24 protein-coding genes are annotated in these 23,836 nt (G+C 64.4%); 5 read left to right on the forward strand and 19 right to left on the reverse strand.

Features of this window, described 5'->3' with window-relative positions:
* Nucleotides 1-125: 125 nt before the first annotated feature.
* Together phnA and FJ867_RS20840 are read right to left on the reverse strand one after the other, a co-directional pair.
* On the reverse strand, nucleotides 126-1,382 hold the full coding sequence (gene phnA / locus FJ867_RS20835) for a phosphonoacetate hydrolase (protein WP_140514498.1): 1,257 nt from the start codon (nucleotides 1,380-1,382) through the stop codon (nucleotides 126-128).
* A gap of 25 nt (nucleotides 1,383-1,407) precedes the next feature.
* A complete protein-coding gene (locus FJ867_RS20840) occupies nucleotides 1,408-2,607 on the reverse strand; it encodes a 2-aminoethylphosphonate--pyruvate transaminase (RefSeq protein WP_140497584.1) in 1,200 nt (399 codons plus the stop codon).
* Nucleotides 2,608-2,900: 293 nt separating this feature from the next.
* On the opposite strand from FJ867_RS20840, the gene FJ867_RS20845 reads away from it, so the two are divergent.
* Complete coding sequence (locus FJ867_RS20845; RefSeq protein ID WP_140583905.1) at nucleotides 2,901-3,770, forward strand: LysR substrate-binding domain-containing protein; 870 nt, start codon at nucleotides 2,901-2,903, stop codon at nucleotides 3,768-3,770.
* Here the strand turns inward: FJ867_RS20845 and FJ867_RS20850 are convergent.
* From FJ867_RS20850 to FJ867_RS20890, 9 genes are all read right to left on the reverse strand, one after another.
* Complete coding sequence (locus tag FJ867_RS20850; protein WP_140818462.1) at nucleotides 3,767-6,244, reverse strand: FAD-dependent oxidoreductase; 2,478 nt, start codon at nucleotides 6,242-6,244, stop codon at nucleotides 3,767-3,769. The genes FJ867_RS20845 and FJ867_RS20850 overlap by 4 nt on opposite strands.
* A gap of 82 nt (nucleotides 6,245-6,326) precedes the next feature.
* Complete coding sequence (locus tag FJ867_RS20855; RefSeq protein ID WP_140675160.1) at nucleotides 6,327-7,115, reverse strand: DeoR/GlpR family DNA-binding transcription regulator; 789 nt, start codon at nucleotides 7,113-7,115, stop codon at nucleotides 6,327-6,329.
* Between the two features lie 127 nt (nucleotides 7,116-7,242).
* On the reverse strand, nucleotides 7,243-7,524 hold the full coding sequence (locus tag FJ867_RS20860; RefSeq protein ID WP_140497576.1) for a UxaA family hydrolase: 282 nt from the start codon (nucleotides 7,522-7,524) through the stop codon (nucleotides 7,243-7,245).
* Nucleotides 7,521-8,420 carry an NAD(P)-dependent oxidoreductase gene (locus tag FJ867_RS20865; protein WP_140555617.1) on the reverse strand — a complete coding sequence of 300 codons (900 nt, stop codon included), beginning with the start codon at nucleotides 8,418-8,420 and terminating at the stop codon, nucleotides 7,521-7,523. The genes FJ867_RS20860 and FJ867_RS20865 overlap by 4 nt, the downstream gene beginning before the upstream one ends.
* A gap of 57 nt (nucleotides 8,421-8,477) precedes the next feature.
* On the reverse strand, nucleotides 8,478-9,710 hold the full coding sequence (locus FJ867_RS20870) for a PhnD/SsuA/transferrin family substrate-binding protein (protein WP_140497572.1): 1,233 nt from the start codon (nucleotides 9,708-9,710) through the stop codon (nucleotides 8,478-8,480).
* A 24-nt stretch (nucleotides 9,711-9,734) separates the two neighbouring features.
* On the reverse strand, nucleotides 9,735-10,541 hold the full coding sequence (locus tag FJ867_RS20875; protein WP_140497569.1) for an ABC transporter ATP-binding protein: 807 nt from the start codon (nucleotides 10,539-10,541) through the stop codon (nucleotides 9,735-9,737).
* Nucleotides 10,538-11,290: an ABC transporter permease gene (locus tag FJ867_RS20880; protein WP_140583911.1), complete on the reverse strand. Its 753-nt coding sequence runs from the start codon at nucleotides 11,288-11,290 to the stop codon at nucleotides 10,538-10,540. Before FJ867_RS20880 ends, FJ867_RS20875 begins: the two co-directional genes overlap by 4 nt.
* The gene (locus FJ867_RS20885; RefSeq protein ID WP_140555620.1) at nucleotides 11,287-12,057 is read right to left on the reverse strand and encodes an ABC transporter permease; all 771 of its coding nucleotides are present in this window, start codon (nucleotides 12,055-12,057) and stop codon (nucleotides 11,287-11,289) included. Before FJ867_RS20885 ends, FJ867_RS20880 begins: the two co-directional genes overlap by 4 nt.
* A 35-nt stretch (nucleotides 12,058-12,092) precedes the next feature.
* The gene (locus FJ867_RS20890; RefSeq protein ID WP_140628984.1) at nucleotides 12,093-13,289 is read right to left on the reverse strand and encodes a UxaA family hydrolase; all 1,197 of its coding nucleotides are present in this window, start codon (nucleotides 13,287-13,289) and stop codon (nucleotides 12,093-12,095) included.
* A gap of 141 nt (nucleotides 13,290-13,430) precedes the next feature.
* Here FJ867_RS20890 and FJ867_RS20895 point away from each other — a divergent pair, with 141 nt between their 5' ends.
* Together FJ867_RS20895 and FJ867_RS20900 are read left to right on the forward strand one after the other, a co-directional pair.
* Nucleotides 13,431-14,090, forward strand: coding sequence for a GntR family transcriptional regulator (locus FJ867_RS20895; RefSeq protein ID WP_140497561.1), 660 nt, complete (start codon nucleotides 13,431-13,433; stop codon nucleotides 14,088-14,090).
* Complete coding sequence (locus FJ867_RS20900) at nucleotides 14,087-14,962, forward strand: SMP-30/gluconolactonase/LRE family protein (protein ID WP_140818464.1); 876 nt, start codon at nucleotides 14,087-14,089, stop codon at nucleotides 14,960-14,962. The genes FJ867_RS20895 and FJ867_RS20900 overlap by 4 nt, the downstream gene beginning before the upstream one ends.
* Nucleotides 14,963-14,968: 6 nt before the next feature.
* Here the strand turns inward: FJ867_RS20900 and FJ867_RS20905 are convergent, their stop codons facing one another.
* Together FJ867_RS20905 and FJ867_RS20910 are read right to left on the reverse strand one after the other, a co-directional pair.
* Entirely contained in the window at nucleotides 14,969-15,802 is an 834-nt protein-coding gene (locus FJ867_RS20905; protein ID WP_246675093.1) for an SDR family oxidoreductase, read from the reverse strand.
* 198 nt (nucleotides 15,803-16,000) lie between these two features.
* Nucleotides 16,001-16,681, reverse strand: coding sequence for a GntR family transcriptional regulator (locus FJ867_RS20910; RefSeq protein WP_246675091.1), 681 nt, complete (start codon nucleotides 16,679-16,681; stop codon nucleotides 16,001-16,003).
* Between the two features lie 211 nt (nucleotides 16,682-16,892).
* On the opposite strand from FJ867_RS20910, the gene FJ867_RS20915 reads away from it, so the two are divergent.
* Complete coding sequence (locus FJ867_RS20915; RefSeq protein ID WP_224684637.1) at nucleotides 16,893-17,045, forward strand: hypothetical protein; 153 nt, start codon at nucleotides 16,893-16,895, stop codon at nucleotides 17,043-17,045.
* A 43-nt stretch (nucleotides 17,046-17,088) separates the two neighbouring features.
* On the opposite strand, the gene FJ867_RS20920 is transcribed toward FJ867_RS20915, so the two are convergent.
* The 6 genes from FJ867_RS20920 to FJ867_RS20945 all read right to left on the reverse strand — a co-directional run bounded on the left by FJ867_RS20920 (nucleotide 17,089) and on the right by FJ867_RS20945 (nucleotide 22,725).
* Complete coding sequence (locus FJ867_RS20920) at nucleotides 17,089-17,769, reverse strand: aspartyl/asparaginyl beta-hydroxylase domain-containing protein (RefSeq protein ID WP_140525094.1); 681 nt, start codon at nucleotides 17,767-17,769, stop codon at nucleotides 17,089-17,091.
* A 133-nt stretch (nucleotides 17,770-17,902) separates the two neighbouring features.
* Nucleotides 17,903-18,118: a KTSC domain-containing protein gene (locus FJ867_RS20925; RefSeq protein ID WP_140525095.1), complete on the reverse strand. Its 216-nt coding sequence runs from the start codon at nucleotides 18,116-18,118 to the stop codon at nucleotides 17,903-17,905.
* Nucleotides 18,119-18,282: 164 nt separating this feature from the next.
* The gene (locus tag FJ867_RS20930) at nucleotides 18,283-19,221 is read right to left on the reverse strand and encodes a sugar ABC transporter substrate-binding protein (protein WP_140818468.1); all 939 of its coding nucleotides are present in this window, start codon (nucleotides 19,219-19,221) and stop codon (nucleotides 18,283-18,285) included.
* A 14-nt stretch (nucleotides 19,222-19,235) separates the two neighbouring features.
* Complete coding sequence (locus FJ867_RS20935) at nucleotides 19,236-20,231, reverse strand: ABC transporter permease (protein WP_140498090.1); 996 nt, start codon at nucleotides 20,229-20,231, stop codon at nucleotides 19,236-19,238.
* The gene (locus tag FJ867_RS20940) at nucleotides 20,231-21,229 is read right to left on the reverse strand and encodes an ABC transporter permease (RefSeq protein ID WP_224617804.1); all 999 of its coding nucleotides are present in this window, start codon (nucleotides 21,227-21,229) and stop codon (nucleotides 20,231-20,233) included. Before FJ867_RS20940 ends, FJ867_RS20935 begins: the two co-directional genes overlap by 1 nt.
* Nucleotides 21,226-22,725: a sugar ABC transporter ATP-binding protein gene (locus FJ867_RS20945; protein WP_140818469.1), complete on the reverse strand. Its 1,500-nt coding sequence runs from the start codon at nucleotides 22,723-22,725 to the stop codon at nucleotides 21,226-21,228. The genes FJ867_RS20940 and FJ867_RS20945 overlap by 4 nt, the downstream gene beginning before the upstream one ends.
* 310 nt (nucleotides 22,726-23,035) lie before the next feature.
* On the opposite strand from FJ867_RS20945, the gene FJ867_RS20950 reads away from it, so the two are divergent.
* Entirely contained in the window at nucleotides 23,036-23,710 is a 675-nt protein-coding gene (locus FJ867_RS20950; RefSeq protein ID WP_140497544.1) for a GntR family transcriptional regulator, read from the forward strand.
* The last annotated feature ends 126 nt before the right edge of the window (nucleotides 23,711-23,836 follow it).

Raw genomic sequence — 23,836 nt, forward strand, 5'->3', positions numbered from 1 at the left:
GTCAGCGCCCCAGGCTTGGCGCCTTTCCTCTCCCCCGTCGATCGGGGAGAGGTGCCGAGCGGAGCGAGGCGGAGTGGGGTCGACCAGCGCCATCTTGGAGGCGACACCGGCACCCGACCCATCCGTCACGCGAGCGCGGCCGCCATCGTCGCGTAGTAGAACGCGTCGAAGTTCCTCAGCACGGGCTCATCAGGCAAATCGGCCAGCACGCGGTTGACGATGAACGGAACCTCCTGCTCGGTCAGCCCGCCATGCGAGCGCAGCGGCTCGTTGAGGGCTGCCAGGTCGTGACGGTGTTCCGAGGTGCCGATGGTCTTGTTCTGCGTCGAGATCAGCACGATGTCGCCGATGCGGTCGGCCGGCAGTTCGAAACGCTCGCAGGCGGTCGGGCTGTCAACAACCAACATGATGCCGTCGATCTTCGCCAGCCGCGCCATGATGTCGGCCTGATCGGCGCCGTCAGGAAGGTAGGCGGTGGCGAACGAGCCTAGCGCGCCGTGATGCACGACATAGGGATCTGTGATCGGCAGGATGACGCGCGCGGCATCCTTGCCCAGCCATTCGTCGAGCAGGTCCTGGACATAGACGACGTCAGGCGAACCATCCTGCTTGTGCTTGGGCTTCATGCCGTGGTCGGCGGTCACCACGATTGCCGCGCCCAGCGCATCAAGCTCGGTCAAGTACTTGTCGAACATCTCGTAGAAGGCGTTGGCCTGCGGCACGCCGGGTGCGTATTTGTGCTGCACATAGTCGGTGGTGGTCAGATACATGATGTCGGGGCGGAATTCCTTCAGCAGTTGGACGCCGGCGGCGAAGACGAATTCCGACAGTTCGGCCGAATAGACTTCCGGCACCGGCAGCCCAAAGTGCTTCGAGGCATTGTCGATGCCGTGCTCGGCCTTGGTGGTGGTGTCGGATTTTTCGGCCGAGAAGCACAGCGCGCGGCCGTCGTCGAAGGCGAGGCCCTTGCCGAGCAGCGCACGCAATTTGTCCTTGGCGGTGACCACCGCGACCTTGGCGCCGGCATCGTAGAAGGCCTGGAAGATGGTCGGCGCGCGCAGGAAGCGCGGGTCGTTCATCATCACTTCCTTGCCGGTTTCGCGCTCGTAGAGGTAGTTGCCGCAAATGCCGTGCACCGACGGCGGGCGGCCTGTGGCTATCGACAGATTGTTGGGGTTGGTGAAGCTCGGAATGACAGAATGCGCAAAACGCACCGTGCCTTTCTGCTTGATCCTGACCAGCGCCGGCATCAGCCCGGCCTTGATGGCTTCTTCAAGATAGGCCGGCTCGCAGCCGTCGAGGCAGATGGCGATGGCCGGGACACGTGGCCAGGCGTAGGTGCGGCCGTTGACCGCGACGTTGATGGGAGACATCTGGTTCATCGAAGTCCTCAAAAATTCTGCCGCTTCAGGCGGCGAGTTTGGCGCGCTCGGCGATTGCCGCCGCGGGAGGAGCGGCGGTGTCGACGTCCATCTCCTTCAGCGACTGCGCCGCCGCCTCTACGACGCGACGCATGACATGTTCGTCCATCTGGCCGATGCAGCCGATACGGAAGCTATCGACGACGGTCAGCTTGCCCGGATAGATGATGAAGCCCTTGTCCTTCATCAGCTCGTAGAAGCGGTCGAAGGCGAAGTTGGCGTGGGCCGGGTTGAAGAAGGTGACGATGATCGGCGACAGCCAGCGATCCCTGAGCAATGTCTCGAAGCCGAGCTCGCGCATGCCGGCCACCATCACGTCGCGGTTCCTGGTGTAGCGGGCGCCGCGGCCGGCAACACCGCCCTCGGCCTCGTGCTGGCGAAGCGCTTCGAGGAAGGCGGCGACGACATGGGTCGGCGGAGTGTAGCGCCACTGCCCGGTCTTGTTCATATGCGCCCACTGCGCATGGACGTCGAGCGACAGCGAATGGCTGCGGCCCTTGGCGGCTTCCAATTCGCTCTTGCGGGCGATGATGAAGCCGAAGCCCGGCACGCCCTCGATGCACTTGTTGGCGGACGAGACCATCGCCTCGTAGCGGATCTCGTTCACGTCGAGCGCGATGGCGCCGAAGGCGCTCATGGAATCGACCAGCAGCTTGCGGCCCTTGGCATGGACGGCTTCGGCAATCTCGGCGACGGGGTTGAGGATGCCGGAACTGGTCTCGCAATGGATGGCGATCACATGCGTGATGGCAGGATCGGCCTCGAGGGCGGCGGCCACCTCGTCGCCGCGCGGCGGCAGGTAGTCGCCCTTGTCGATCAGCGTATAGGCGCGGCCGAGATACTGCATGGTCTGGGCCGCGCGCAGGCCGTAGGCGCCATTGGCCAGGACCAGAACCTTGCCGTCCTTCGGCACGAACGAACCCAGCATCGCCTCGACGCAGAAGGAGCCGCTGCCTTGCATCGGCACACAGTCGAATTCGCCTTTCGCATCGCCGGTCAGCGCCAGCAGGCGGCGGCGCATGTCTGACGTCATGGCGCGGAAATCGCCGTCCCAGGATCCCCAGTCGCGCAGCATCGCCTGCTTGACCGGATAGGAGGTGGTGAGCGGCCCCGGCGTCAGCAGGTACGGCTCGCCCAGCGCCGGACCGGCCAATGGCTCCGCGGCAAATTTCGTCTCGGCGAGCATAGTGTCCTCCGCTGCTTTTTATGTGGAGACATTCTTGGCTGGAACGACGTATTTGTAAAATCGTTATTTTGTATTGATGTATAAGCTCACCCGATGATCTGGCTTGCAGTCGAATTATTGCCCGGCGGGATAATCGCGCCTCCAGCCGAGCGCAGCCTGCGTGGTATCCATGACGTGTGCGTGACCGTGGGCGATCATCCCCAGATATAAGAAGAATCGTTCCTTCATGCCTTTTTGCCTGCGAGGCTTATGATAGGGTGGCGGCCGGAACTCGGATCTAGAAAGCTGAGAACATGCGCTACGTTCAATTGCGAGCCTTTCACCAGGTGGCGATATCAGGCGGGTTTTCACGTGCCGCGGAAGCGCTGTTCCTGACGCAGCCGGCAATTTCGGACCAGGTGCGCAAGCTCGAGGAAGAATATGACGTGCTGCTGTTCAACCGGAACAAGAAGCAGGTCACGCTGACCCATTCGGGCCAGAAGCTGCTCGAAATTACCCACCGCATGTTCGACACCGAGCAGCAGGCGCTCGAGCTTCTGACGGAATCGCGCGCCCTGCGCTCCGGCACGCTGCGCATCGTCGCCGACGCCGCGCATCATCTGCTTCACATCCTCGGCAGTTTTCGCGCGCGCTATCCCGGCGTCCAGGTTTCGCTACGCGCCGGCAACACCGAGACGGTAATCAGCAGCCTCTACAGCTATGATGCCGACATCGGCGTGCTGGGCGAGGTGCCGACCGGACGGGACTTCGAGGTGCTGAAACTCAATTCGACGCCGATCATCGCTTTTGCGTCGGTCGATCATCCGCTGTCGGGCAAGAAATCATTGAGCCTCAAGCAACTCGCGCAGGAATCGCTGGTCATGCGGGAGCGCGGCTCCAAGACGCGCCAGAAGCTCGAGGATCTGGCCGCGGCATCGAAGGTCGAACTCAGGCCGGTGATCGAGGCGGAAGGCCGTGAAGCCGTCCGCGAGATCGTCGCCTCGGGTGCCGGCATCGGCTTTGTCTCGGCGGCCGAATTCGGCCAGGATTCGCGGCTGGCTGCGATCGCGCTCGACGCGCCTGAGACCTTGATGGACGAAGCGCTGATCTGCCTGCGCGAACGCAGCGGCGGCAAGCTGGTGCGCGCCTTCCTCGACATGGCGCGTTCGATGTCGGCGGATTAGGCGGCGGCCCTGATCTCCTCCACATCCGCTTTCACCCGTTCCGACTTCGGATCGTAAGGGGTGCGCAAATGTGCCGTGGCCGCGTGGCGAACGCCAGCAAGATCGATCTCGAAACGGCCGCTAGCCAGAAACGCAGCGTCGACGCCCGCCTCGTTCTCGATCAGCCCGAGCGCCACCGAGCGGCCAAGCGTGTGACCGTAGGCGGCCGAGCGGACCTCGCCGACGGGCTTGCCGTCGCGCAGGATCAGCTCGCCGCCCCACAGTATCGGCTCGGCATGGTCGAGCGTGAACAGTACGATGCGTTTTGCCGGCGCCGTTGACGGCTCGGCCTCGACCAGCGCGTCACGGCCGATGAAGCCACCCGGTTTGTCCATGGCGACGGCGAAGCCAAGCCCCGCCTGCCAGGGGGTAATGTCAGGCGTCAACTCACGGCCCCAGGCGCGAAAACCCTTTTCGATGCGCAAGGCATCAAGCGCGTAGTAGCCGGCGTCCAGGAGGCCGAATTCGCCGCCAGCCTCGTGCAGCGCCTCGTAGACGCCGACGGCGAATTCCGTCGGCACGATCAGCTCCCAGCCGAGCTCGCCGACATAGGTCATGCGGTTGGCGTAGGCGGTAGCGTAGCCGATATCGATCTCGCGGATGGTGGCGAAGGGGAAGCCGGCGTTGGAAAGATCGGCCGACGACAATTTGCCCAGGAGATCGCGCGAGCGCGGCCCCATCAGCGCCAGCACCGCGTAGGACGAGGTGACGTCGGTCACGATGGCATGTGCGTCCGGTGGGATGTTCCTGGCGATCCAGTCGGCGTCGTGGACCGCTTGCGCCGAACCGGTGACGATGAGGAATTTTTGCGCACCAAGTCGCATTACGGTGAGATCGCTTTCGTACCCGCCGCGCGCGTTGAGCACGCCCGTGTAAACGGATGTACCGACCGGTACATCGACATTGCCGGCGCAGATGCGGTTGAGCAGGGCACAGGCGTCGCGGCCCTGCACGAGAAGCTTGGCGAAAGAGGTCTGGTCGAATACGGCAACAGCCTCGCGCGTCGCCTTCATTTCGCGCTTGACTGCCTCATGCCAGTTCTGGCGGCCGAAGGCATAATCGTTCCCGGCCCTCTCTCCCGGGGCCGCGAACCAGTTGGCGCGCTCCCAGCCCATCTTGGAACCGAAGCAGGCGCCCCTGGCGGCCAGCCGGTCGTAGAGCGGCGAGCGGCGGAAGGGTCGGGCGGTGTCCAGCTCGCGGTTCGGCCACGGCATGGCGTAATGCAAACCGAGCGTCTCCTTGACGCGATCATGCAGCCAGCGCGGATTGTTGTTGAAGGCGGCGAAGCGCCTGATATCGACAGGCCACAAATCCATGGTCGGCGCGCCGTTGACGATCCACTCGGCCAGCGCCTTGCCGGCACCGCCGGCGCTGGCGATGCCCATCGAGTTAAAGCCGGCGCCAACATAGAAATTCTTCAGCTCCGGCGCCTCGCCGAGGAGAAAATTGTTGTCGGGCGTAAAGCTTTCGGGACCGTTGTAGAACTTCTTGACCTCGGCTTGCGCCAGTTGCGGCACGCGCACCAGCGCGTTTTCCATCAGAATCTCGAACTGATCCCAATCGTCCGGCAGCAGCGCGAACTCGAAATTCTCGGGGATGCCGTTCATGCCCCACGGCTTGGCATGCGGTTCGAAGCCGCCCATGACCAGCCCGCCGACCTCTTCCTTGAAATAGACGAAGCCGTCCGGATCGCGCATGACGGGCAGGTCCGGATGCACACCCTCGATCCGGCCCGTGACGATGTACATGTGCTCGGCCGAATGCAGCGGCACCGAAACACCGCACATCAGCCCGACCTTACGCGCCCACTGGCCGGCGCAGTTAACGACGATCTCGGCGACGATGTCGCCACGGTCGGTCTCGACACCGCAGGCGACGCCGTTTCTCACCGTGATGCCGGTGACCTTGACCCGCTCGAATATCCTCGCGCCGCGATTGCGCGCGCCCTTGGCGAGCGATTGCGTGAGATCGGTCGGATTGGCCTTGCCGTCGCCAGGCAGCCAGACCGCGCCGACCAGATCGTCCGTCGCCATGACCGGCCACAGATCGCCGGCTTCGCTCGGCGAGATGACGTCGATCTCAACTCCTTGCGCACGCGCCGAGGCAGCCGTGCGCTTCAGCACCGTCATGCGGTCAGCGGTGCGCGCCACCGACAGCGAGCCGCAATTCTTCCAGCCGGTCGCGAGACCGGTCTCGGCCTCCAGTTCGCCATAGAGTTGAGTGGAGTATCTGATCAGGCTGGTCATGTTGGAATGGCTGCGCAATTGCCCGACCAGGCCCGCGGCATGCCAGGTGGTGCCGCCGCTGAGCTGCCCCTGTTCGAGCAGGACGACGTCGGCCCAGCCAAGCTTCGTCAGGTGATAGGCGACGGAGCAGCCGATGATGCCGCCGCCGACGATCACGACGCGTGCCTGCGTTGGAAATTCATGTGCCATGAGCGTTCCGCCATCTTGAGGGTGGCCGACAAGCTAACACAGGAAAGCCAAATATCAAGTCAAAAAGTCACAAAATATCACATCAAGATGCGACGATCAGCTCCGGCCCTTTTTGCAAAAGGGCGTCGGCAAGCGCAGGCTGCGGCCGAGCGTCGACGACAACGCCGGCGGCGCGGTCGAAATTCGGAATCCTGAGCGGCGTCAGCTTGCCGAACTTGCTGCTGTCGAGGACGAAATAGGTTTTGCCGGCGAGCGCGATCATGCGGCCGCGCTGCTCGGCACCGGCCCTGGTGAAATCGGTCACCTCGCCATTCGGCGACAACGCGCCGCCGCCGAGAAAGGCGATGTCGACGCGAAAGCGCGCCATTGCATCGAGCGCATCGATGCCGGAAGCGGCCTCCTCGCCCGGGTCGACTTCACCACCCAGTATGTGCACACGCATGCCGGGGACATGGCACAGATGCAGTGCAATCTTCAGGCTGGTCGTGCAGATAGTGAGATCGCGCAGGTCGTTCATGGCATGCGCGACGGCCAATGTGGTGGTGCCGGAATCGAGGAAGACCACCATACCGCTGCTGACAAGGCCGGCCGCCGCCCTGCCGATCGCCGCCTTGCCGTGCGCATTCTCCCGGCTGCGCAGGCCCATCGCCGGCTCGCTCGGCTCGAAGCGAGCGGCGCCGCCGTGCACGATGCCGAGCCGTCCCTGGTCAGAAAGCAGCTTCAGGTCGCGGCGGATGGTCTCGCGCGAGACGTCGAAGAAACCGGCCAGTTCGGCGACGCTGACGGAGCCCTGGACGCTCAGGCGCCTCAGGATCTCGTCATGGCGGCGAGGAGCAAGGGCACGTGCCGGCAGACGGCTGTCGGGGGACATGAAGAACCTCATATCGAACGAATGATGTTGCGATATGTGGCAGTGAACCGGCCGGGAGGCAACCGCGAGGACGGCGTGGCCATAGTCGATCGATAAGGTCTGGCCCTGTTCGGGTGCTGACCCAGCGTCAGCGTCCGCGCAGGCTTTGCAGATTGTGCACGTGGACGTGGTCGCCGGCCGCCACGGCAGCCGTCAGGCGGCCGATCGCCTCGCCGTATTTGCGTATGGTGGAGCCGGCGGCCAGGTCGTGCAACGCCAGCTTATGACCGGCTTGCAACGCGGCGCCGGCCTTGAGGACAACCCCCTCGCGGGCGCCTCGCGTCGTCACTTCGGCGCCTGCCTCGACCGGTTCCACGAGGACAGCCACGTCGTCGTCAGCGTGCAGCACTATGGCTCCAGGCTTGGTCATGCGCCGGCAAGCCGGACCTGGACGCCGGTCGCGTCTTCGCGCAACTTCAGCACGGCGCCAACATCCTTGCCGGCCATGCCGGCGTCCATCGCCTCCCTGAGCACGGCAAGCGTGGCGCCCCCGACCGGCGTCTCGACGCCGAGCGCATCATTCATCGCCAGGGCAAGCCGGCAATCCTTGTGGGCGAGCTTGACCATGAAGCCTGGCTCGAAGTCGCCCTTGAGCGCGCGATTGTGCATCGCCACCGCCAATTGCTGGTTCCAGGCCATCGTCGTCTTCAGCACGTTGATCATGGTGTCGAGCGTCAGGCCCGCCTTGGCGCCGGCGACCAGCGCCTCGGAGCTGGCCGTTATCAGCACGCTGGCCAGCAGGTTGTTGGTGAGCTTCATTGCCTGCCCCATGCCGAGCCCGCCGCAATGGATGAGGTCGGCCCCCATGCTCGACAGGATCGGGCGCGCGCGCTCCAGCACGGCGGCATCGCCGCCGATCATCAGCGTCGAGGTTCCGGCGATGGCGTGCTCCACCGTCTTGCCAACAGGGCTGTCGATCATGTCCACGCCGCGTTGCGCCAGCCATGCGCCGATACGCTGGGTGGTCTGCGGGTCGATCGTGCTCATGTCGATATAGAGGCTGCCGGCCCTGAGGCCATGCCCGATGCCGTCGGCACCGAGCACGGCGGCCTCCACATCAGGCGCATCCGGCAGCATGGTGATGACGATTTCCGATTGCTGCGCAACCTCGCGCGGCGACGCCGCCGCCCGGGCGCCGGCGTCGACGAGTTTTTTCACCGCCACGGGGTTGAGGTCGAAGACCGTCAGCGCATGTCCTGCCTTGAGCACGTTGCGGGCCATGGGTGCGCCCATGGTTCCAAGTCCGACAAAACCGACTGACGTCATGGATCAACTTCCTTCCCTGAATGACTCTGCTGCGAATGCGCGTGCCCCCCGAACTCCTCAGGACGGCACTTTCCACTGGTCGAGCTGCCATGCCGGCAGGCCACGCAGATCCTTGGCATTCTTGTCGGTGAAGCCGCTTTCGTCCGGCACCTTGCCCGTGCCCTCATAGGCTTTCTGAAGCAGCGGCGCCGCCTTGCCGAAGGCGGCCTTGACCTGGTCCCAGCTCAGCGCCTCAGGAATCATCTTGCCGGCAACCATGAACTGGGAGATCTGGCTGATCGCCGCCGCATCGCCTTCGGTCGGCCAGATCCAGCCGCGCTGGAAAAGCACCTCGTCGCCGATGACCTTGGCGCCCAGCGCAGGATCGAGCCCCCAATATTTGACAACTGACTGCGAGATCTCCCGCGGGTCGATCTTCTGGAGATCGGCAAGCGCGCGTTGCGCGGCCGTCAGGAAGGCCTGGCCGAGCGCGGCATCGTCGCCGACGATGCGGTCGCTGCAGATCCAGAAGGAACGGTGCAAATAGTAGCCGTCGGGGTAGAATTTCGACTTCTTGACGCCGGGCAGCATGTGGCCTTCGCCCTCGCCCGCGGGTCCGCTGTAGCCGGCCTCGGTATAGCCGAACGAATTCATGATCCCGGTGAGGCCGGTTTCGGCATTCGCCTTGAGGAAGGCCGGGTAGATCACCACCGACGCGTCCATGCCCTCCGGGAGGGACGCGGCAACGGCCTGGGTCGGCGTGTTGACGATGTTGATGCCGAAGGCGCGCGGGTCGGCGTCGCCCAGTTCCTGCAGCAGCATTTGCGAGAGCGCGTTGTAGGGGTCGCCGCCGACAAGCGCGCCGACGGTCTTGCCCTTGAGGTCGCCGATGTTCTTGATAGCGGAGCCCTTGCGGGTCGCCAGCACCATGCGCATGTGGCCCTCGCCGACGGTGAGGATGTTGATCGGCTGCGCCTGCGAAAGCAGCCGCACGATCGGCGTGTTGCCCCACATGCCGATGTCGAGATCGCCGGAGACGAAAGCCTCCACCATCGGCAGCGCGGAAGGATAGTCGCGCCAGTCGACTGTCAGGTCGTAGCCGAGTTCGGCGGCCGCCTTCTCGAGCAGCTTTTCGTTGATCATGCGTTGCGTCAGCGGCGAGTTGCCGGCCGCGTAGGGCTGGCGGCCGATTGAGACCTTGGCCGGCTTGCGGTCCTGCGCCCGCACGATCGATGGCATGGCCAGCGCGGCAGCCGCGGCACCACTCAGGACTGCGCGTCGGTTGAATGCGGTTTCCAGAAGTTTCCTCATGACAATCCTCTCCCTGTTGTCGTTTCAGTTCATCGTTGCGCGGTAAGCCTCTTCGCGGATCAGTTCCCAGATCGATTGGCTGAGCCTGGCGAAATCGCCGGAGCGCCGCGTCTCGTCGCCGCGCGGCCTGGGCAGGTCGATGTCGATGACCTGCTTCAGGCGACCCGGATGGCTGCTTAGCACCGCGACCCGGTCGGCCAGGAACACCGCCTCGTCTATGGCGTGCGTGATGAAGACGACCGTCCGCCGCTCGGCAGCGGGGCGGTCCTGCCCCCAGATGCGCAGCAATTCGTCTTGCAGGATGACGCGGGTCTGCGCGTCCAGCGCCGCTAGCGGTTCGTCCATCAGCAGGATTTCCGGCTCGTTCGCCATCAGGCGCGCCAGTGCCACGCGCTGGCGCATGCCGCCCGATAGCTGGTGCGGGTACTTGTCCTCGGAGCCGGTCAGGCCGACCATTTCGACGGTGCGGTTGACGCGGTCGGCGCGCTGCGCGGGCGAAAGCCCTCGCCCGGCCGGCCCATAGATCAATCCGAACTCGACATTGCCGCGCACGGTGCGCCAGGGAAACAGGGCATAGTCCTGGAACATCACGCCGCGTTCGGCCCCCGGTCCTTCGATCGGCCTGCCGTTCAGGCTCATCGTACCCGACGTCGGCCTGTCGAGGCCGGCGAGCATGTTGAGAACGGTCGTCTTGCCGCATCCGGATGGGCCGACGATAGCCATGAACTCGCCGGCCTTGATGTCCAGCGACAGGCTGTCGACCGCCACCACGGAGGCAGATTCCCCGAAGCATTTGCTGACGCCGTCGAGGCGGATCTTGGCATCGCTCATGGCTGGCTCCACGGCACGGCGAAGGCGAGTGCGGCACGCAGGATGCGGTCGAGCGCGAAGGCCACGATGCCGACCGCGATCATGCAGACCACCATGCCGTTGAGGTTGATCGAATAGGCGTAGAAGACGAACATCATCTGGCCGATGCCGCCGCTGCTGCCGGACTTGGCGCCGACCGCAAGTTCGGCGGCAATGATCGCCGTCCAGGCGATGCCGAGGCCGATGCGCATGCCGACCAGAATGGATGGCAAGGCGGCCGGCAGCAGCACCACCCGCATCCGCGTCAGCGGCGCCAGCCCCATGGTCAGCGCGGCGCGCATCAGACTGGGCTCGATACGCTTCACGCCCGAGATGGTGTTGATCAGGATCGGGAAGAAGGCGGCATAGGCAACGATGGCGACAGCTGCCCCGGAGCCCGAGCCCAACCAGAGGATAACCAGGGGCAGGATGGCAAGTGCCGCTATCGGCCGGAAGGTCTCGACCAGCGGATCGAGATTGCGCTCGACGGCCGGCATGCTGCCCATGGCGATGCCAAGCGGGATCGCCAACAGGGCCGCCGCCGCGAAGCCGGCGAAGACCCGTCCGAGGCTGGTGGCGAGACCGGCCACGAGATCGCCGTCGCGCAGCATGGAAATGGCCGTTTCGGCCACCGTGCTGGGGCGTGGCGCCTGGGCGGAGCCGGACGCGAGAGCTTCCCAGACGACCAGCAGCAGCACCGGAACGATGAGGCGAAGCGCAAACCTGTTCATCGCGCCACCTCCGTCCGCGCCCACGGTGTCAAGACATCAGAGAGCCAGCGCAACCCCTTGTCCGTCAGGAAGCCGAGCAGGCCGATGGCGACGATGAAAGCCATCACCGTCGGCGTCGACAGCATGCTGCGGTAGTATTCGATGGCGTAGCCGAGGCCGTTCGGCGCTCCTACCAGTTCGGCAGCGACGACGGCGGTCCACGAGGCCGCCACCGCAAGCCGTGCCGAGACCAGGATCGCCGGCAGCGCCGCCGGAACGATGACGCGCCGCATGATCGCCCGCCCAGACAGGCCCATCGTGCTGGCCGCCGCGACGAGCCGCCTGTCGACGGCGGCGGCGCCCGCGGCGGTGCCGATCAGCAGCGGGAAGAAGGCGGTATAGAACATGATGAACAGCGGCAGCCGATGGCCGATGCCGAACATGTAGAGCGCAAGCGGTATCCATGCGATGCCGGCTATCGGCCGCAGGATCTCCACCGGCAGTTCGAGCAGATCGTTCCAGAGCCGGCTGCGGCCCATCAGCAGCCCGAGCGGCACCGCCACCGCCGCGGCAGCCGCAACGCTTGCCAGCAGACGGGCCAGACTGATCCCTGCATTGCCGAGCAGTTCGCCGTTGAGGGCCGTATCGCGCAGCGCAAGCGCAACCGCGACCGGCGACGGCAAGAGCAGCTTCGAAGGCACGAAGAACGAGCCGACATACCAGGCAAGGACGAACAGGCCCATCGTGCGCAAATACACGAACAGGCTGGTCAGGCGCGCAAAGCGCATTGTCCTTTGGCCGGCATCGTTCGAGGAGATAGCCGTCACAACGAGCCCCGCACGCGGGTCGGAACTTCGAGCCCTTCCCCCAAAATCTCGCCGAAGGTGAGGGTGCCGCCGGCGACATCGAGGATGGTCGCCAGCAGCCGGTTCGCCGCTTCGGCGACGGTTTCGATCCCCTCCGAAACCGGGCTGGCGTCGAAATCGATCTGCTCAGGCAGCCGGCGAGCCGTCTCGCGCCGCGCCGTGATCTTGATCGTCGGCGCGAGCGCGCTCGCGGTGCTGTTGCCTGGCCCGGTTGTGAACAGCATGATCTGGGCACCGGCCGCGGCGAAGCCTGTCATCGATTCCGGCGAGAAGGACGGGCCGTCCATGAGGTAAAGGCCGCCGGCGGTGACCGGCTCGGCCATGCCGAGCACGCCGTCGATGCGGCAAGTTCCCGTCTTGGCCAGGGCACCGAGGGACTTCTCCTCGATCGTGCTCAACCCGCCGCGTATATTCTCCTCGCCCGGATTGTTGCCGGTCAGGCTGTGGCCGGAAGCGGCGGCGAAGCGTTCCTTGCGCTCCACGGCCTGCAGGATCTGTCGTGCCACCGTTGCATCGCGAGCGCGCGCCGCGAGTATATGTTCTGCCCCCAGCCACTCGACGGTCTCACCGACAATGACGGTGCCGCCATGCGAAACCAGAAGATCGACCGCGGCCCCCACGACCGGATTGCTGACCAGACCCGACGTCGCGTCGGAATGGCCGCATTCGATGCCGACCACCAGCTGCGCGCCGGGCAAGTTCTCGCGCCGGATCCGCGAAGCCTCGCGCAGCAACGCCGCGCCGCGCCTGATGCCCTCGCCCATGACCGACAGCATGTCCTCATGCTGCTCGGCGAAGGAAACGCTGGCGACCGGCTTGCCGCAAGCCGAAATGCGGGCCGCGACCATCTCGGTCGTCGCCGAATCCACTCCGACCACCAGAACGGCGGCGGCGTTCGGATTGCGGCCGAGACCGACAAGTTGATCAAGGTGCAGGCCGAGGTCCGGCTCGATGTGCCCCCTGCCCGCGCTCGTCGCGGCCAGAAGCGCGCCTTCGAGGCCCGCCGCGATCCGCTCGCTGACGCGCAGCGCCAAACCATTGATGCACAGGATCAGCACATAATTGCGGATTCCGGCGCGGCCATCGATCCGCCTGTAGCCACTGAATGGCGGCAGGCCGTCGATTTTGTCGGCACCGGAGGCAGGCAGTGGCATTGGCGTTTCCAAACCGTCGCGAGCGAGGCAATCTCTTCAAATCTCAATATTTGATCAAATGTTGCCTTGGCAAGGGCAAAATTGACTTCTTTCGATCGCCGTGCGAGCAATATTTGCTCAAATCAGGGTAGGCTTGGATGCATGGCGCGTATTCCCGACGTTCAGAAGCTTCTTCGTGACGACATCGTTTCCGGAGCCATTCCATTCGGGGCAAGGCTGAGGATCGACGATCTCGCCGGCCGTTATGGCGTAAGCCACATGCCGGTCCGCGAGGCCTTGCGCGCCTTGAGCGGCACGGGATTGGTCGTGCTGGAACCCAATCGCGGCGCCAGCGTCAGGACGGTCCACATGTCGTTTGTGATCGACCTGTTCGATATCCGCAGCGCCGTCGAAACGATGCTGGCGCGGCGCGCCAGCGAGCGGCGCACCGCCGAGCACCTGCGCGATCTGAAGGCCGCGCAGGACATGCTTGAGCAAAGAGTGGCCAGCGACGACTTCCTTGCCGTCCCACATGCCAACAACATCTTTCACGGCGTCATCAACGAGGCGGCCGGCAATCCGGGCGCGCTGTCGATGGTGGATCGCAACTGGCTGCTGGTGGCGGCGATCTGGCAACGCTACGGCTATGACGAGGGGCGCTTCCATGGCGTCATCGACGATCATCGCCACATCATCCGGGCCATAGAGCGCCAGGATGCCGGCTCGGCGGCGACCTTGATGGGCGCGCATATCGAAAAGGCCAAACACGACCTCCTGGCGCGCATCGCCGTCGATCCCAAACCCGATATCGGCCGGCAATGACGGCCAGGTTCGAGGTCGCGGCGTCGACGGGCGACACGCTGGGCGAATCGCCGACATGGCTGGCGCGGGGCGGAGAGCTGTTCTGGGTCGATCTGCGGCGTCCTTGCCTGCACAGGCTGCGGCCCGAGACAGGAGCGGTGACATCGTGGCCGATGCCTGAGGTCATCAGCTCGGTGGTTCCACGAGCATCGGGCGGTGTCGTCGTGGCCTTGCGGCAAGGTCTCCACGCATTTGATCCCGCCAGCGGCGCACTGAGCCTGCTGGCGCGCGTGGAGGATGGGCCGCCCGAGCATCGGCTGAACGACATGAAGTGCGATCCCGGCGGCGGCATAATCTGCGGCAGCATGTGGGACTATGGGCTGCATGCGTCCGGGGCGCTTTACCGGATCGACGCCGCCGGAAGTTCGAGCCGGATCCGCGACGGGATCGCCGTGCCCAATGCGATCGCCTTTGCCCCGGATGGCCGTACCGTCTACTTCACGGATACGCGGCAAGGCGACATAGAGCGGGCGGATTTCGACCCGGCGAGCGGATTCGTGGGGCCGTGGTCTCTGTTCGCCGACCGGCACGCGGCGCCTGGAAAGCCCGACGGCGCCACCGTCGATGCGGACGGCTTCCTGTGGAATGCGCGCTACCAAGGCGGCTCGCTGGCGCGGTTCGCGCCCGATGGCCGGCTCGACAGGCTGGTCCCTCTGCCAGTCACTCAGCCGACCTCCTGCGCCTTCGGCGGTCCAGGCCTGAAGACACTGTACGTAACGACCGCAACGCAGAAGCTGACGGAGGATCAACTGGCCAACGAGCCCCTGGCGGGTTGCCTGCTTGCACTCGACGTCGGCGTGGCGGGACTGCCGGAGCCGGCTTTTGCCGGTTAATCTCGGCTACTGCCAGCCGAGATGGCGGCCACCCGTCGCCTGCAGGTCCGCCCCGGTGATGAAGCTGCCGGCGTCGGAGCAAAGCAGCAACGCCGCTCCCGCCATCTCGCGCGCCTCGCCGGCGCGCTGCATCGGGGCGGACCCCTTCTGGATCTCGGCCCATTTGGCCGCGTCCTCGCGGCGCCAGCGATTGCGCTCGGTAACGACAAGCCCGGGCGACAGGTTGTTGATCGTCACCCCGTGCGGCGCATAATCCTTGGCAAGGTTGAACGACAGATTGTGCTGCGCGCTTTTCAGCGCGGCATAGACGGCGAGATCGGATTCGGGCCGCGTCTGGTTGATGCTGCCGATCGTCAGCACACGGCCCCAGCCATTGTCCTTCATGCCGGGCAAGGCGGCCTGCAGCAGTTCGATCGTCGCCTTGAAGTTGATCTGGATCTGGTGCTCGATCTGCTCGGCGGGTAGATTGAGGAAAGGCGTGCGGTACTGGATCGAGGCGCAGACGACAAGCACGTCGACACCACCCAACGCCTCGATCGCCGCCTGGACACAGCGGGCAGCCTCTCCGGCCCGAGCGAAATCAGCATCGATGGCGACGCCGCGCCTGCCCTTCCCGCGAATTTCACGGACAGCTTCGGCGGCCGCATCCGGCTGTCCGAATGCCACGTCGGCGTCGCGAGCGAAATGGACGGCCACATCGGCGCCCGCCTCGGCAAAAACCCGCACGATCTCACGACCGATGCTGACGCTGCCGCCGGTTACCAAGGCGCGCCGCCCAGCCATCGTGAAGCGCTCGGCAAGAGCCAACGCATTCTGGATGTCGATCTCTTCCTTTTGCACCGTCAATAGCCCAGCCTTTCCAATTTGATCACACTTTTCTTTGGAGTGCTCTCCAAAACGCATTTTCAGGAAGAAATCCAGAACCAATTCTTCCATTTGATCAAATCAGGCAAGCTGAAAAGCAGCGTCCTTGGCCGGCAGCGGCTAGACGAAGGCGTACAGCCTGTCACGCGCGCCCATCGGAATTGGACAAAGATTCTAAGATTTTCGCGACAGACCGTCGCCTTCTATGGCGTTGACCAGTGTCTCGCTGCCTTGGCGCAGATGCTGCATCAAAACGCTGACGGCCTTGCCGGCGTCGCGTCGCCGGCAAGCGGCCAAGAGGCCGCGATGCTCCGTCTGAGAGCGGGCGCGGTAGTCGAGGTTCGACAACAGGACACGGACGTAGCGGTCGGCCGCATTATGGTGCGCCTCGATCAGGCCGAGCAACCGGCGATTGCCGCAGGCGTCATAAAGCGCCAGATGAAAGGCCCGGTTCAGCACGCCCCACCTGCCGACATTGCGCTCGGCATCGATCTGATCGAGCACCTGTTCGGCCTCGTCCAGCTTGCCGCCGGGCAAGCCGGGAATGGAGAGCCGCAGTGCCTCGCACTCGAGCAGTTCGCGCACGGCATAGATCTCTCGGATCTCGTCGCCGTTCATTCTGGCGACGTGCGCACCCTTTGTCGGGTGGATAGATACGATGCCTTCGGCCTCGAGCTGACGAAGAGCGTCCCGGATTGGCATCCGGCTGAAGCCAAACTGCTCGGCCAGATCATCCTGGCGCAACGTCGTGCCGGCCTTCAGGGTCCCGCTGGCAATGGCCTCGCGCAAGACATTGGCGACCTGCTCGGCAACCGTTTGCGGCCTCTCGATCAAGCCCTCGCCAAATCCGCGCAATCCATGCTCCCATTTCACGCATCGTCAGCTTAGGGGAAAGCTTCATTCTCGGATATAGGTATCCATGTGTACGAGAGGAGTGGCGAGCCGGCGGCGATGCGCCTGCGAAGTTGCCGCGGCGAACCTTCGGAACGGGAATGGCCAAGACAGCCGAAATCGTCGAGCGGCTGCGTTATCTCGTTGCGATGGAACTTATCTTTACGGCTACGGGGTGGAATTGCGCGGTGTCGTCGACGGCATGGGCGACGGACCGCAGCGCACCTTCGCCGCCGTGCGCTCCCTTGTCAGCCCGCTTGACGACGACCGCGAAATGAGCACGGACATGACACGGATCGCACGGATGGTGGCGGGCCCACGCGACTGACGCGCCAAGGCGCTCGGCGAGCCCATGGCCCGCGAGCCTCTCCTCACGCAGAAAAGGACACACCTCTGCGGCGCATGCCTGCCTGCACGCCGTGGACGATCAGGCGTGACAGGATTTCCATGTCGCGCGGCATTCGTGGACGCCAGATATCCAAAAGCAGGGCCACGCGAGGCTTGTCGGCGTTGTTTGTCACTTCGTGAGGGAACGTGTCGTCCCACAACAGACACTCGCCGTCGGCGATCCGCCTCTCCTGATGATTGATCATCATGACCGTCGCCGGACGACCATCTGCCTGTCGAGGGATTACCAGGCCGAGATGGAACCTCATTATGCCTCTGAAAGGGCCGCGATGGCTGGGAATGTGCTTGCCCGGAGCCAGGAAAGAGATCGCCGCCGACTTCACCTCAGGGCATTCTGCAAGCAGCCGGTCGAGGACCGGCATTCGCGCGAGGTTTTGCGGAACCGCGACATCGTAGGCCTTGAGCACGAACATACGCCAGTCGCGACCGTCATTGGCCGAGATGTCGGCCTGTTCAGGCATGATGTCGTGGAAGCGGGGCGCCTTGCCCACGGCAAGCGCTTCGTCGCGGATGGCCTGCCAGGCGGCCGTGAACTTGGTGGCGTTTGGAAATTCGCTGGCGGTATCGAGGATCGCCGGCGCGTCGATGCGCTTTTCGTAGATCCGCCGCACCAGACCGGATGCAAGATCGTAAACTTGAGACATTTCATGGCCTCGAGGACATCATGAAACGAATATCCGGCAATTAAGTTGCTGATCTTGCTAGGCGTATGCCTGTCAGCACGAATTCGTGACCGACGAACAGTCCCGCGATACCGCGCCTTGTTGCTGGCGTTCGTCAGCGTTCAGGGGCGCGTTCGACCAGACGAAACCTGTAGCGATCCCGTATGAATTCATTGAAGAAGCGTCCCTTGGAAGAGGCGGCTTTGAAGGCAGCGTAGGTCTCGGGCTCCACGTCTTCGTAGTCATAGCGGTTTCCGCTCGGTACGAACCAGACCGAAAGCACCCTGGTGGCGGGATGGTACTGTGTGCTGCGGATGGCCGTAGAAGGCATTGGCGTTCTCCCGGATGGATAATCCGGGGCGCAAACGGAAGTTCCAACTGTGCCGCGCAGCCTTGGCTGGCAGGCCTTCCTATAGTGAGCAGCGCAGCCGGATCGTCCGTCCGCGCCAGGAGACGAAGGAGCCGGCCCGGTTCTGCCGAGCCGGCCCCAAGGGATCAGAACGCCGGCTCGACCGCGTTGACATTGTCCTTGGTGACGACCGTCAGCGGGATCGGCAAACGGTCCTTGACCTCCTTGCCGTCCATGATCTCCGCCATGGTGTTGATCGCCAGGCGGCCGTCCTCGACCGGCGACTGCACGATGGTGGAGTACATTTCGTTGGTGCGGATTGATTCGAACGCATCCTTCTGGCCGTTGATGCCGACGATCGGCGGTGCCGCCTTGGACGGATTGGCCTCCTTCCAGGCGTCGATGAAGCCGCGCGCCATGGTGTCGTCATTGGCATAGACGCCGCTGATCTGGTCGCCGAAACGGGTGATCAGGTCGCGGCTGACCACCAGCGCCTTCTGCTGGTCGAAATCGGCATTGACCGTATCGAGCACCTTGATGTCGGCGCTGGTTTCCTTGAGACGATCGGTGAAGCCGCCGACGCGGCCGATCGTCGTGCCGTTGCCGGCCTGGCCGGCGATGATGACGACGGAACCCTTGCCGCCAAGCGCCTTGCTGAGCGAGTCGGCCGCAAGCTTGCCTTCCTCGTAAACGTCGGGCCCGGTGAACGACTTGATGAACGGCTTGGCATCGTCGCTCATCGGCGAGTTGATGAGGATCGCGGGAATGTTCGCCTGCTGTGCGCGGGCGAGGCCCGGTATGTAGGCCTGCGGGTCGAGCGGCCACAGGATGATGCCGTCAACCTTGCGCGCGACGCAGGTGTTGAGCTGCTCGGTGCCCTTCTGGACGTCGAAATCCTGGCTGAGGCTCAGGATCTCGATGCCGAGTTCGCCGGCGCGCGCCTGGAGCGCCTTGTTGGCCGGGGTCGCATAGGCATGCGAATCCGCGGCCGTGACGTAGCAGACCGTCTTTGCACTGGCCCAGCCCGTCGACGCCAATATTACCGCCATGGCGGTAATGTGGAGCATGCTTTTCTTGCCAATCATAGGTTTCCTCCCGATCATGTATTTCCTCCTTGAGTGATTGGATTGTCGCGAATGAGCGCGGGGCCTGTGCCCGGCGCCCTCCCCTTGGTAGTCACGGCCCGATCGAGCACGACGAGCAGGATCAGGATAAGCCCCGACACGACCTGCTGGACGTATGCGGGAACGGATTGGAACTCCATCGCGATGGTCAGCGAGCCGATCGTCAGCACGCCGCCAAGCGTGCCGAGCGCGGATCCCTTGCCGCCTTCGAGGCGGGTTCCGCCGACCACGACCGCGGCAATGACGGCGACCGTCAGTTCCGAGCCGAAGACGGGCGAACCGGTGTTGGTGACGAGGCTCTGGAGAACGCCTGCGAGACCGGCGAGCGTCCCGGCGAAGACGAAGCCCAGAAAAACGATGCGATCGGAAGCGATGCCGCTCTCCTTGGCTGCCGCCGGATTGGACCCCACCGCAAAGACATTTCGGCCCGGTATTGTACGCGTCAGCCAGACATGCAGCAGCACGATCAGAACGATGAACAGCGCACTGCGGATGGTGAAGATTTCGAGATGGATCTTGGCGAACGCCAGTGAAAGCATGATGTCGGTGCCGGTCACCGGCTGGCTGTTGGTGATCCAATGCGCGAGCGAGCGGAAGATCAGCATCGTCGCCAGCGTCAGCACCAGCGAGTTCACCTTCAGCCCGACGACCAGCGCGCCGTTGATGGCGCCTGCCAGCATGCCGACCAGGATACCGACAAGTGCGGCAGGCAGGATGCCGATCTCGCGCTGCAGGATGACCGACATGATCCCCGCCAGCGCGAACACCGCGCCGCCGGAGAGGTCGATCTGGCCGGCGACCAGAAGCACCGTAAGTCCAATGGCGATCAGGCCGATCGTCGCCGCTCGGTCGAGGCCGAGTCCGAGGGTCGATGCGGAGAAATAACCCGGAACCGCCAAGGCGGAAATGATCAGCGTCAGGCCGAGGATGATCACCACCCTGTGCCGCGAGGCAAGCGCCAGGAACCTCATCACGCCACCCCCCTCTTGCGCAATGCCGCGTCCATGCCGACGGCGCCGACGATCAGGATGCCGAGGACAAAACCCTGGATCGGCGTGCGCACGCCGTCGAGCACCATGACGTTGGTCAGAAGCTGCACGAAGATCAGGCCCGCGATCGCCCTCGGCACCGAGCCGAAACCGCCGATAATCGACACGCCGCCGACCACGACCGCGGTGATGGCGCTGAACTCGTAGCCGGCGCCGATCAGCGGCCGCGCGCTTTGCAAGGTCAGGCCCAGCAGGCCGCCGCTGACGCCCGAAGCCAACGCCGTGATCACGAACGCACCGGCCTTCACCGCTCGCACGGGCACCGCGCTCGCCTCGGCGGCGCTGTAATTGCCGCCCGTGGCGAGCGTCCACCTGCCCCAGAAGGAGCGCGAGAGGACGAAATGCCCTATGAGAGCGATCAGCAGGAAAATCAGCACCACGACCGGGACGCCGAAGAGCCGGCCCTTGGCGAATTCGGCCGAAGCGGGATTGTTGCCATAGACGATGACGCCGCCGACAGTGGCCTGCACGATGCCCAGCCCGATGGTGCCGATGCCGAGCGTGGCGATGATGGGATTGATACCGACATAGCCGACCAGCACGCCGTTGAGCAGGCCGATAAGGCCCGCAAGCGCCACCGCCAGGACGAAGGCAGGAACCGGCCCGATCATTGGCTGCAGCCCGAGCGAGAGGATGGCCCCGCAGGCGATGGTGGCCGGCACCGACAGGTCGGCCAAGCCGCCTGCCACAAGCACGAAAGTCATGCCGACAACGACGATGCCGACAATGGACATCGAGGTCAGGACGTTGAGCAGATTGCCTGTGGTGAAGAAGGCGGGGCTGACGAATGAGCCGTAGAGCACCACTGCAAGGATAGCGAAGCCAAGCCCCGCCTTGGACAGGACATCGGCAAGCCTGCTGCCGCGCGTGAAGCGGTCATTGCGGTTCGCCCCGCTAGTCTCCATGGCCGCATCAGTCATGCAGCCTCCCCCGTCGCCAGCGCCATGATGCGCTCCTCGCTCAGTTCGGCGCGGGCGAGCGCCTCCGATGCGCGGCCGTCGCGCATCACAACGACGCGATCGCAGACGCCGAGGATTTCGGGCAGTTCCGACGAGATCATCACCACCGCCATGCCGTCGGCGACAAGCCGGCCGATGATGCTGTGGATCTCGGCCTTGGCGCCGACGTCGACGCCGCGCGTCGGCTCGTCGAGAATGAGCACGGAGGGCTTGGCCGCGAGCCATTTGGCGATGACCGCCTTCTGCTGGTTGCCCCCCGACAACAGGTTGATGCGCCGCTCCCCGTCGGGCGGCGAGATGGAAAACTGCTTCACATAGATCGCCGCCAGCGAACGGTCGGCGCTGCGCCTGATACGGCCGAAGCTGGTCAGACGCCGCAATATCGGCAGACTGATGTTCTCGCGGACCGACATGCCCGGAATGATGCCGTCGCCCTTGCGGTCCTCGGGGACGTAGGCGATCCCGGCTCGCACCGCCTCGGAAGGAGAGTTGATGGCGACCTTGCGCCCGTTGACGCTGACCGTTCCCTCCACCAGCCGCGACAGGCCGAAGATGGCGCGTGCTACCTCGGTGCGACCCGCCCCGACCAGTCCGGTCAAGCCCAGTATCTCCCCAGCGCGCACATCGAAGCTGACATCACTGAAATGCGCCCCGTCGCCGATGCGTTCGACACGCAGCACGGACTTGCCGATCGCGGCCGGGCTTTTCGGGAACACGTTGGCGACCTCGCGGCCGACCATCAGCCTGATCATCTCGGCCGCGGTTATGCCGTCGATCGGACGGGTCTCGATCATTGAGCCGTCGCGCAGCACGGTCACCTCGTCGGCGATCTCGAGAACCTCCTTCAGCCTATGGCTGATGTAGACGATGGCGATGCCGTCATCGCGCATCTTGCGAAGGATCCGGAACAGCGCCGCGGTTTCGTGCTCGCTCAGGCTCGATGTCGGCTCGTCCAGCACGATGATCCTGGGCTGCGCCGCATAGGCCTTGGCGATCTCGACCAGTTGCTGCTGGCTGATCGACAGGTCGCCGAGCCGCGCGCGCGGGTTGATGGCCGCGCCCAGCTCGTGGAGGACGGCGGCGGCCTTCCTGACCATTTCGCCCTTGTGCAGCCAGCTCCATTTGCCGGGCATGCGGCCGAGATAGACGTTCTCCGCGACGGTCAGGTCGGGAACAAGATTGATCTCCTGGTGCACCATGCGGATGCCGAGCGCCTGGGCGTCGGCGGGACGCCGCATGCGCACTTCGGCGCCGCCGACGAGGATCGTGCCGGCGGTCGGAGCGTAGGAGCCGTTGAGCACCTTCATCAGCGTCGACTTGCCGGCGCCATTCTCGCCGACGACCGCATGGACGGTGCCGAACCGGACAGCGAAATTGACGTTCGACAGGGCCTTCACGCCGGGAAAACTCTTGGAGATGCCTCTCATGTCCAGGGCACAATCGGCGGCGGCACTCATCTAGGCTTGGTCCTCCCTGGTAGCATGCGGGCAGCGTTATGTTAGTATAATGCACTTCAAGGCACGGTTCGGCCCACCTCGAGCCCGCCCGAAGGCCCCTTTCAGCGCATCCGCACCAGGCACTTCACCATAGGCTGAAAATCACGCAACGGGCGGCACTATTGCACTAATATAATAGTTCTGGCAAGCTGGATCTGACCGCTCCGTCACTGGCGTCGGATCGCAACGAACCCCGCGTCGCAAGCAGGTGCATTCCGTTTGACATTCGAATAATTTTGCCATTTCAGGTGGACGAACGATGGGATTTTCCATGGATCTAGATCCTTCGACCCTCAATCGAGCCCTCCCGCTGCGCGACCAGATATACAACAAGATCCGCAACATGATCGTCGTCGGACGGCTGAAACCGGGTGAGGTCATCAATGAGATCGCAATTGCCGAAGCGCTGGGCGTCTCGCGCACGCCCGTGCGCGAAGCGGTCAAACGCATCAGCGACGAAGGGCTCGTCAAGATCCTGGCGCAGACCGGCACCTACGTTGCTCCCATCAGCCGGGCCGACCTCGAGGAAGCCTATGTCATCCGGCGTGCATTGGAGATGGAGAGCGCCAGGCGCGCCGCCGCCAAGCTGACGCCGGCTGCCTGTGAATTGCTGGAAGACAACATGGCCGCGCATAAGCTCGCCATTGCGCGCGGCAGGTACGCCACAGCGATTCAGCTCGACGACGTCTTTCACCGCACCATTGCTGAAATATGCGGCTTGCCGATGATTTGGCGCGCCGTCGACATCTCAAAGGCGCAGATGGATCGCGGCCGCTATCTCGCCATTCCGAAGCCCGGCTATGGCGAGCAGACGATCGAGCAGCACGAGGCCATTCTGGACGCGCTGAAGCGTCACGACGCCGAGGGCGCCGCACAGGCAATGGAGCATCACCTCGAGACGTCATTTCGCAACACGCTCGAAGTCGCCGCCGAGCTTCTCGACTGACGACCTCGACTGAGCGCTGAGACGGGCGGCGCAGGTTTGAGGTCCCGAACCTGGCATCCGACCGGCTTGCCGATGCCTGGTGAGCCGTGTTCGCAGCTTGACCGTTGACAATCTATTATATTAGTA

It is taken from the genome of Mesorhizobium sp. B2-5-3 (assembly GCF_006441005.1).
Taxonomy (GTDB): Bacteria; Pseudomonadota; Alphaproteobacteria; order Rhizobiales; family Rhizobiaceae; genus Mesorhizobium.

Coding starts and splice junctions, on each gene's coding strand:
- FJ867_RS20935 (WP_140498090.1), bottom strand. CDS start 20,231: ATGAGGTTCCTGGCGCTTGCCTCGCGGCACAGGGTGGTGATCATCCTC.
- FJ867_RS20940 (WP_224617804.1), bottom strand. CDS start 21,229: ATGACTGATGCGGCCATGGAGACTAGCGGGGCGAACCGCAATGACCGC.
- FJ867_RS20865 (WP_140555617.1), bottom strand. CDS start 8,420: ATGACGTCAGTCGGTTTTGTCGGACTTGGAACCATGGGCGCACCCATG.
- FJ867_RS20880 (WP_140583911.1), bottom strand. CDS start 11,290: ATGAACAGGTTTGCGCTTCGCCTCATCGTTCCGGTGCTGCTGCTGGTC.
- FJ867_RS20950 (WP_140497544.1), top strand. CDS start 23,036: ATGGATCTAGATCCTTCGACCCTCAATCGAGCCCTCCCGCTGCGCGAC.
- FJ867_RS20885 (WP_140555620.1), bottom strand. CDS start 12,057: ATGCGCTTTGCGCGCCTGACCAGCCTGTTCGTGTATTTGCGCACGATG.
- FJ867_RS20855 (WP_140675160.1), bottom strand. CDS start 7,115: ATGTCCCCCGACAGCCGTCTGCCGGCACGTGCCCTTGCTCCTCGCCGC.
- FJ867_RS20920 (WP_140525094.1), bottom strand. CDS start 17,769: ATGTCTCAAGTTTACGATCTTGCATCCGGTCTGGTGCGGCGGATCTAC.
- FJ867_RS20895 (WP_140497561.1), top strand. CDS start 13,431: ATGGCGCGTATTCCCGACGTTCAGAAGCTTCTTCGTGACGACATCGTT.
- FJ867_RS20930 (WP_140818468.1), bottom strand. CDS start 19,221: ATGATTGGCAAGAAAAGCATGCTCCACATTACCGCCATGGCGGTAATA.
- FJ867_RS20890 (WP_140628984.1), bottom strand. CDS start 13,289: ATGCCACTGCCTGCCTCCGGTGCCGACAAAATCGACGGCCTGCCGCCA.
- FJ867_RS20840 (WP_140497584.1), bottom strand. CDS start 2,607: ATGCTCGCCGAGACGAAATTTGCCGCGGAGCCATTGGCCGGTCCGGCG.
- FJ867_RS20900 (WP_140818464.1), top strand. CDS start 14,087: ATGACGGCCAGGTTCGAGGTCGCGGCGTCGACGGGCGACACGCTGGGC.
- FJ867_RS20870 (WP_140497572.1), bottom strand. CDS start 9,710: ATGAGGAAACTTCTGGAAACCGCATTCAACCGACGCGCAGTCCTGAGT.
- FJ867_RS20945 (WP_140818469.1), bottom strand. CDS start 22,725: ATGAGTGCCGCCGCCGATTGTGCCCTGGACATGAGAGGCATCTCCAAG.
- FJ867_RS20875 (WP_140497569.1), bottom strand. CDS start 10,541: ATGAGCGATGCCAAGATCCGCCTCGACGGCGTCAGCAAATGCTTCGGG.
- FJ867_RS20925 (WP_140525095.1), bottom strand. CDS start 18,118: ATGCCTTCTACGGCCATCCGCAGCACACAGTACCATCCCGCCACCAGG.
- FJ867_RS20860 (WP_140497576.1), bottom strand. CDS start 7,524: ATGACCAAGCCTGGAGCCATAGTGCTGCACGCTGACGACGACGTGGCT.
- FJ867_RS20845 (WP_140583905.1), top strand. CDS start 2,901: ATGCGCTACGTTCAATTGCGAGCCTTTCACCAGGTGGCGATATCAGGC.
- phnA (WP_140514498.1), bottom strand. CDS start 1,382: ATGAACCAGATGTCTCCCATCAACGTCGCGGTCAACGGCCGCACCTAC.
- FJ867_RS20850 (WP_140818462.1), bottom strand. CDS start 6,244: ATGGCACATGAATTTCCAACGCAGGCACGCGTCGTGATCGTCGGCGGC.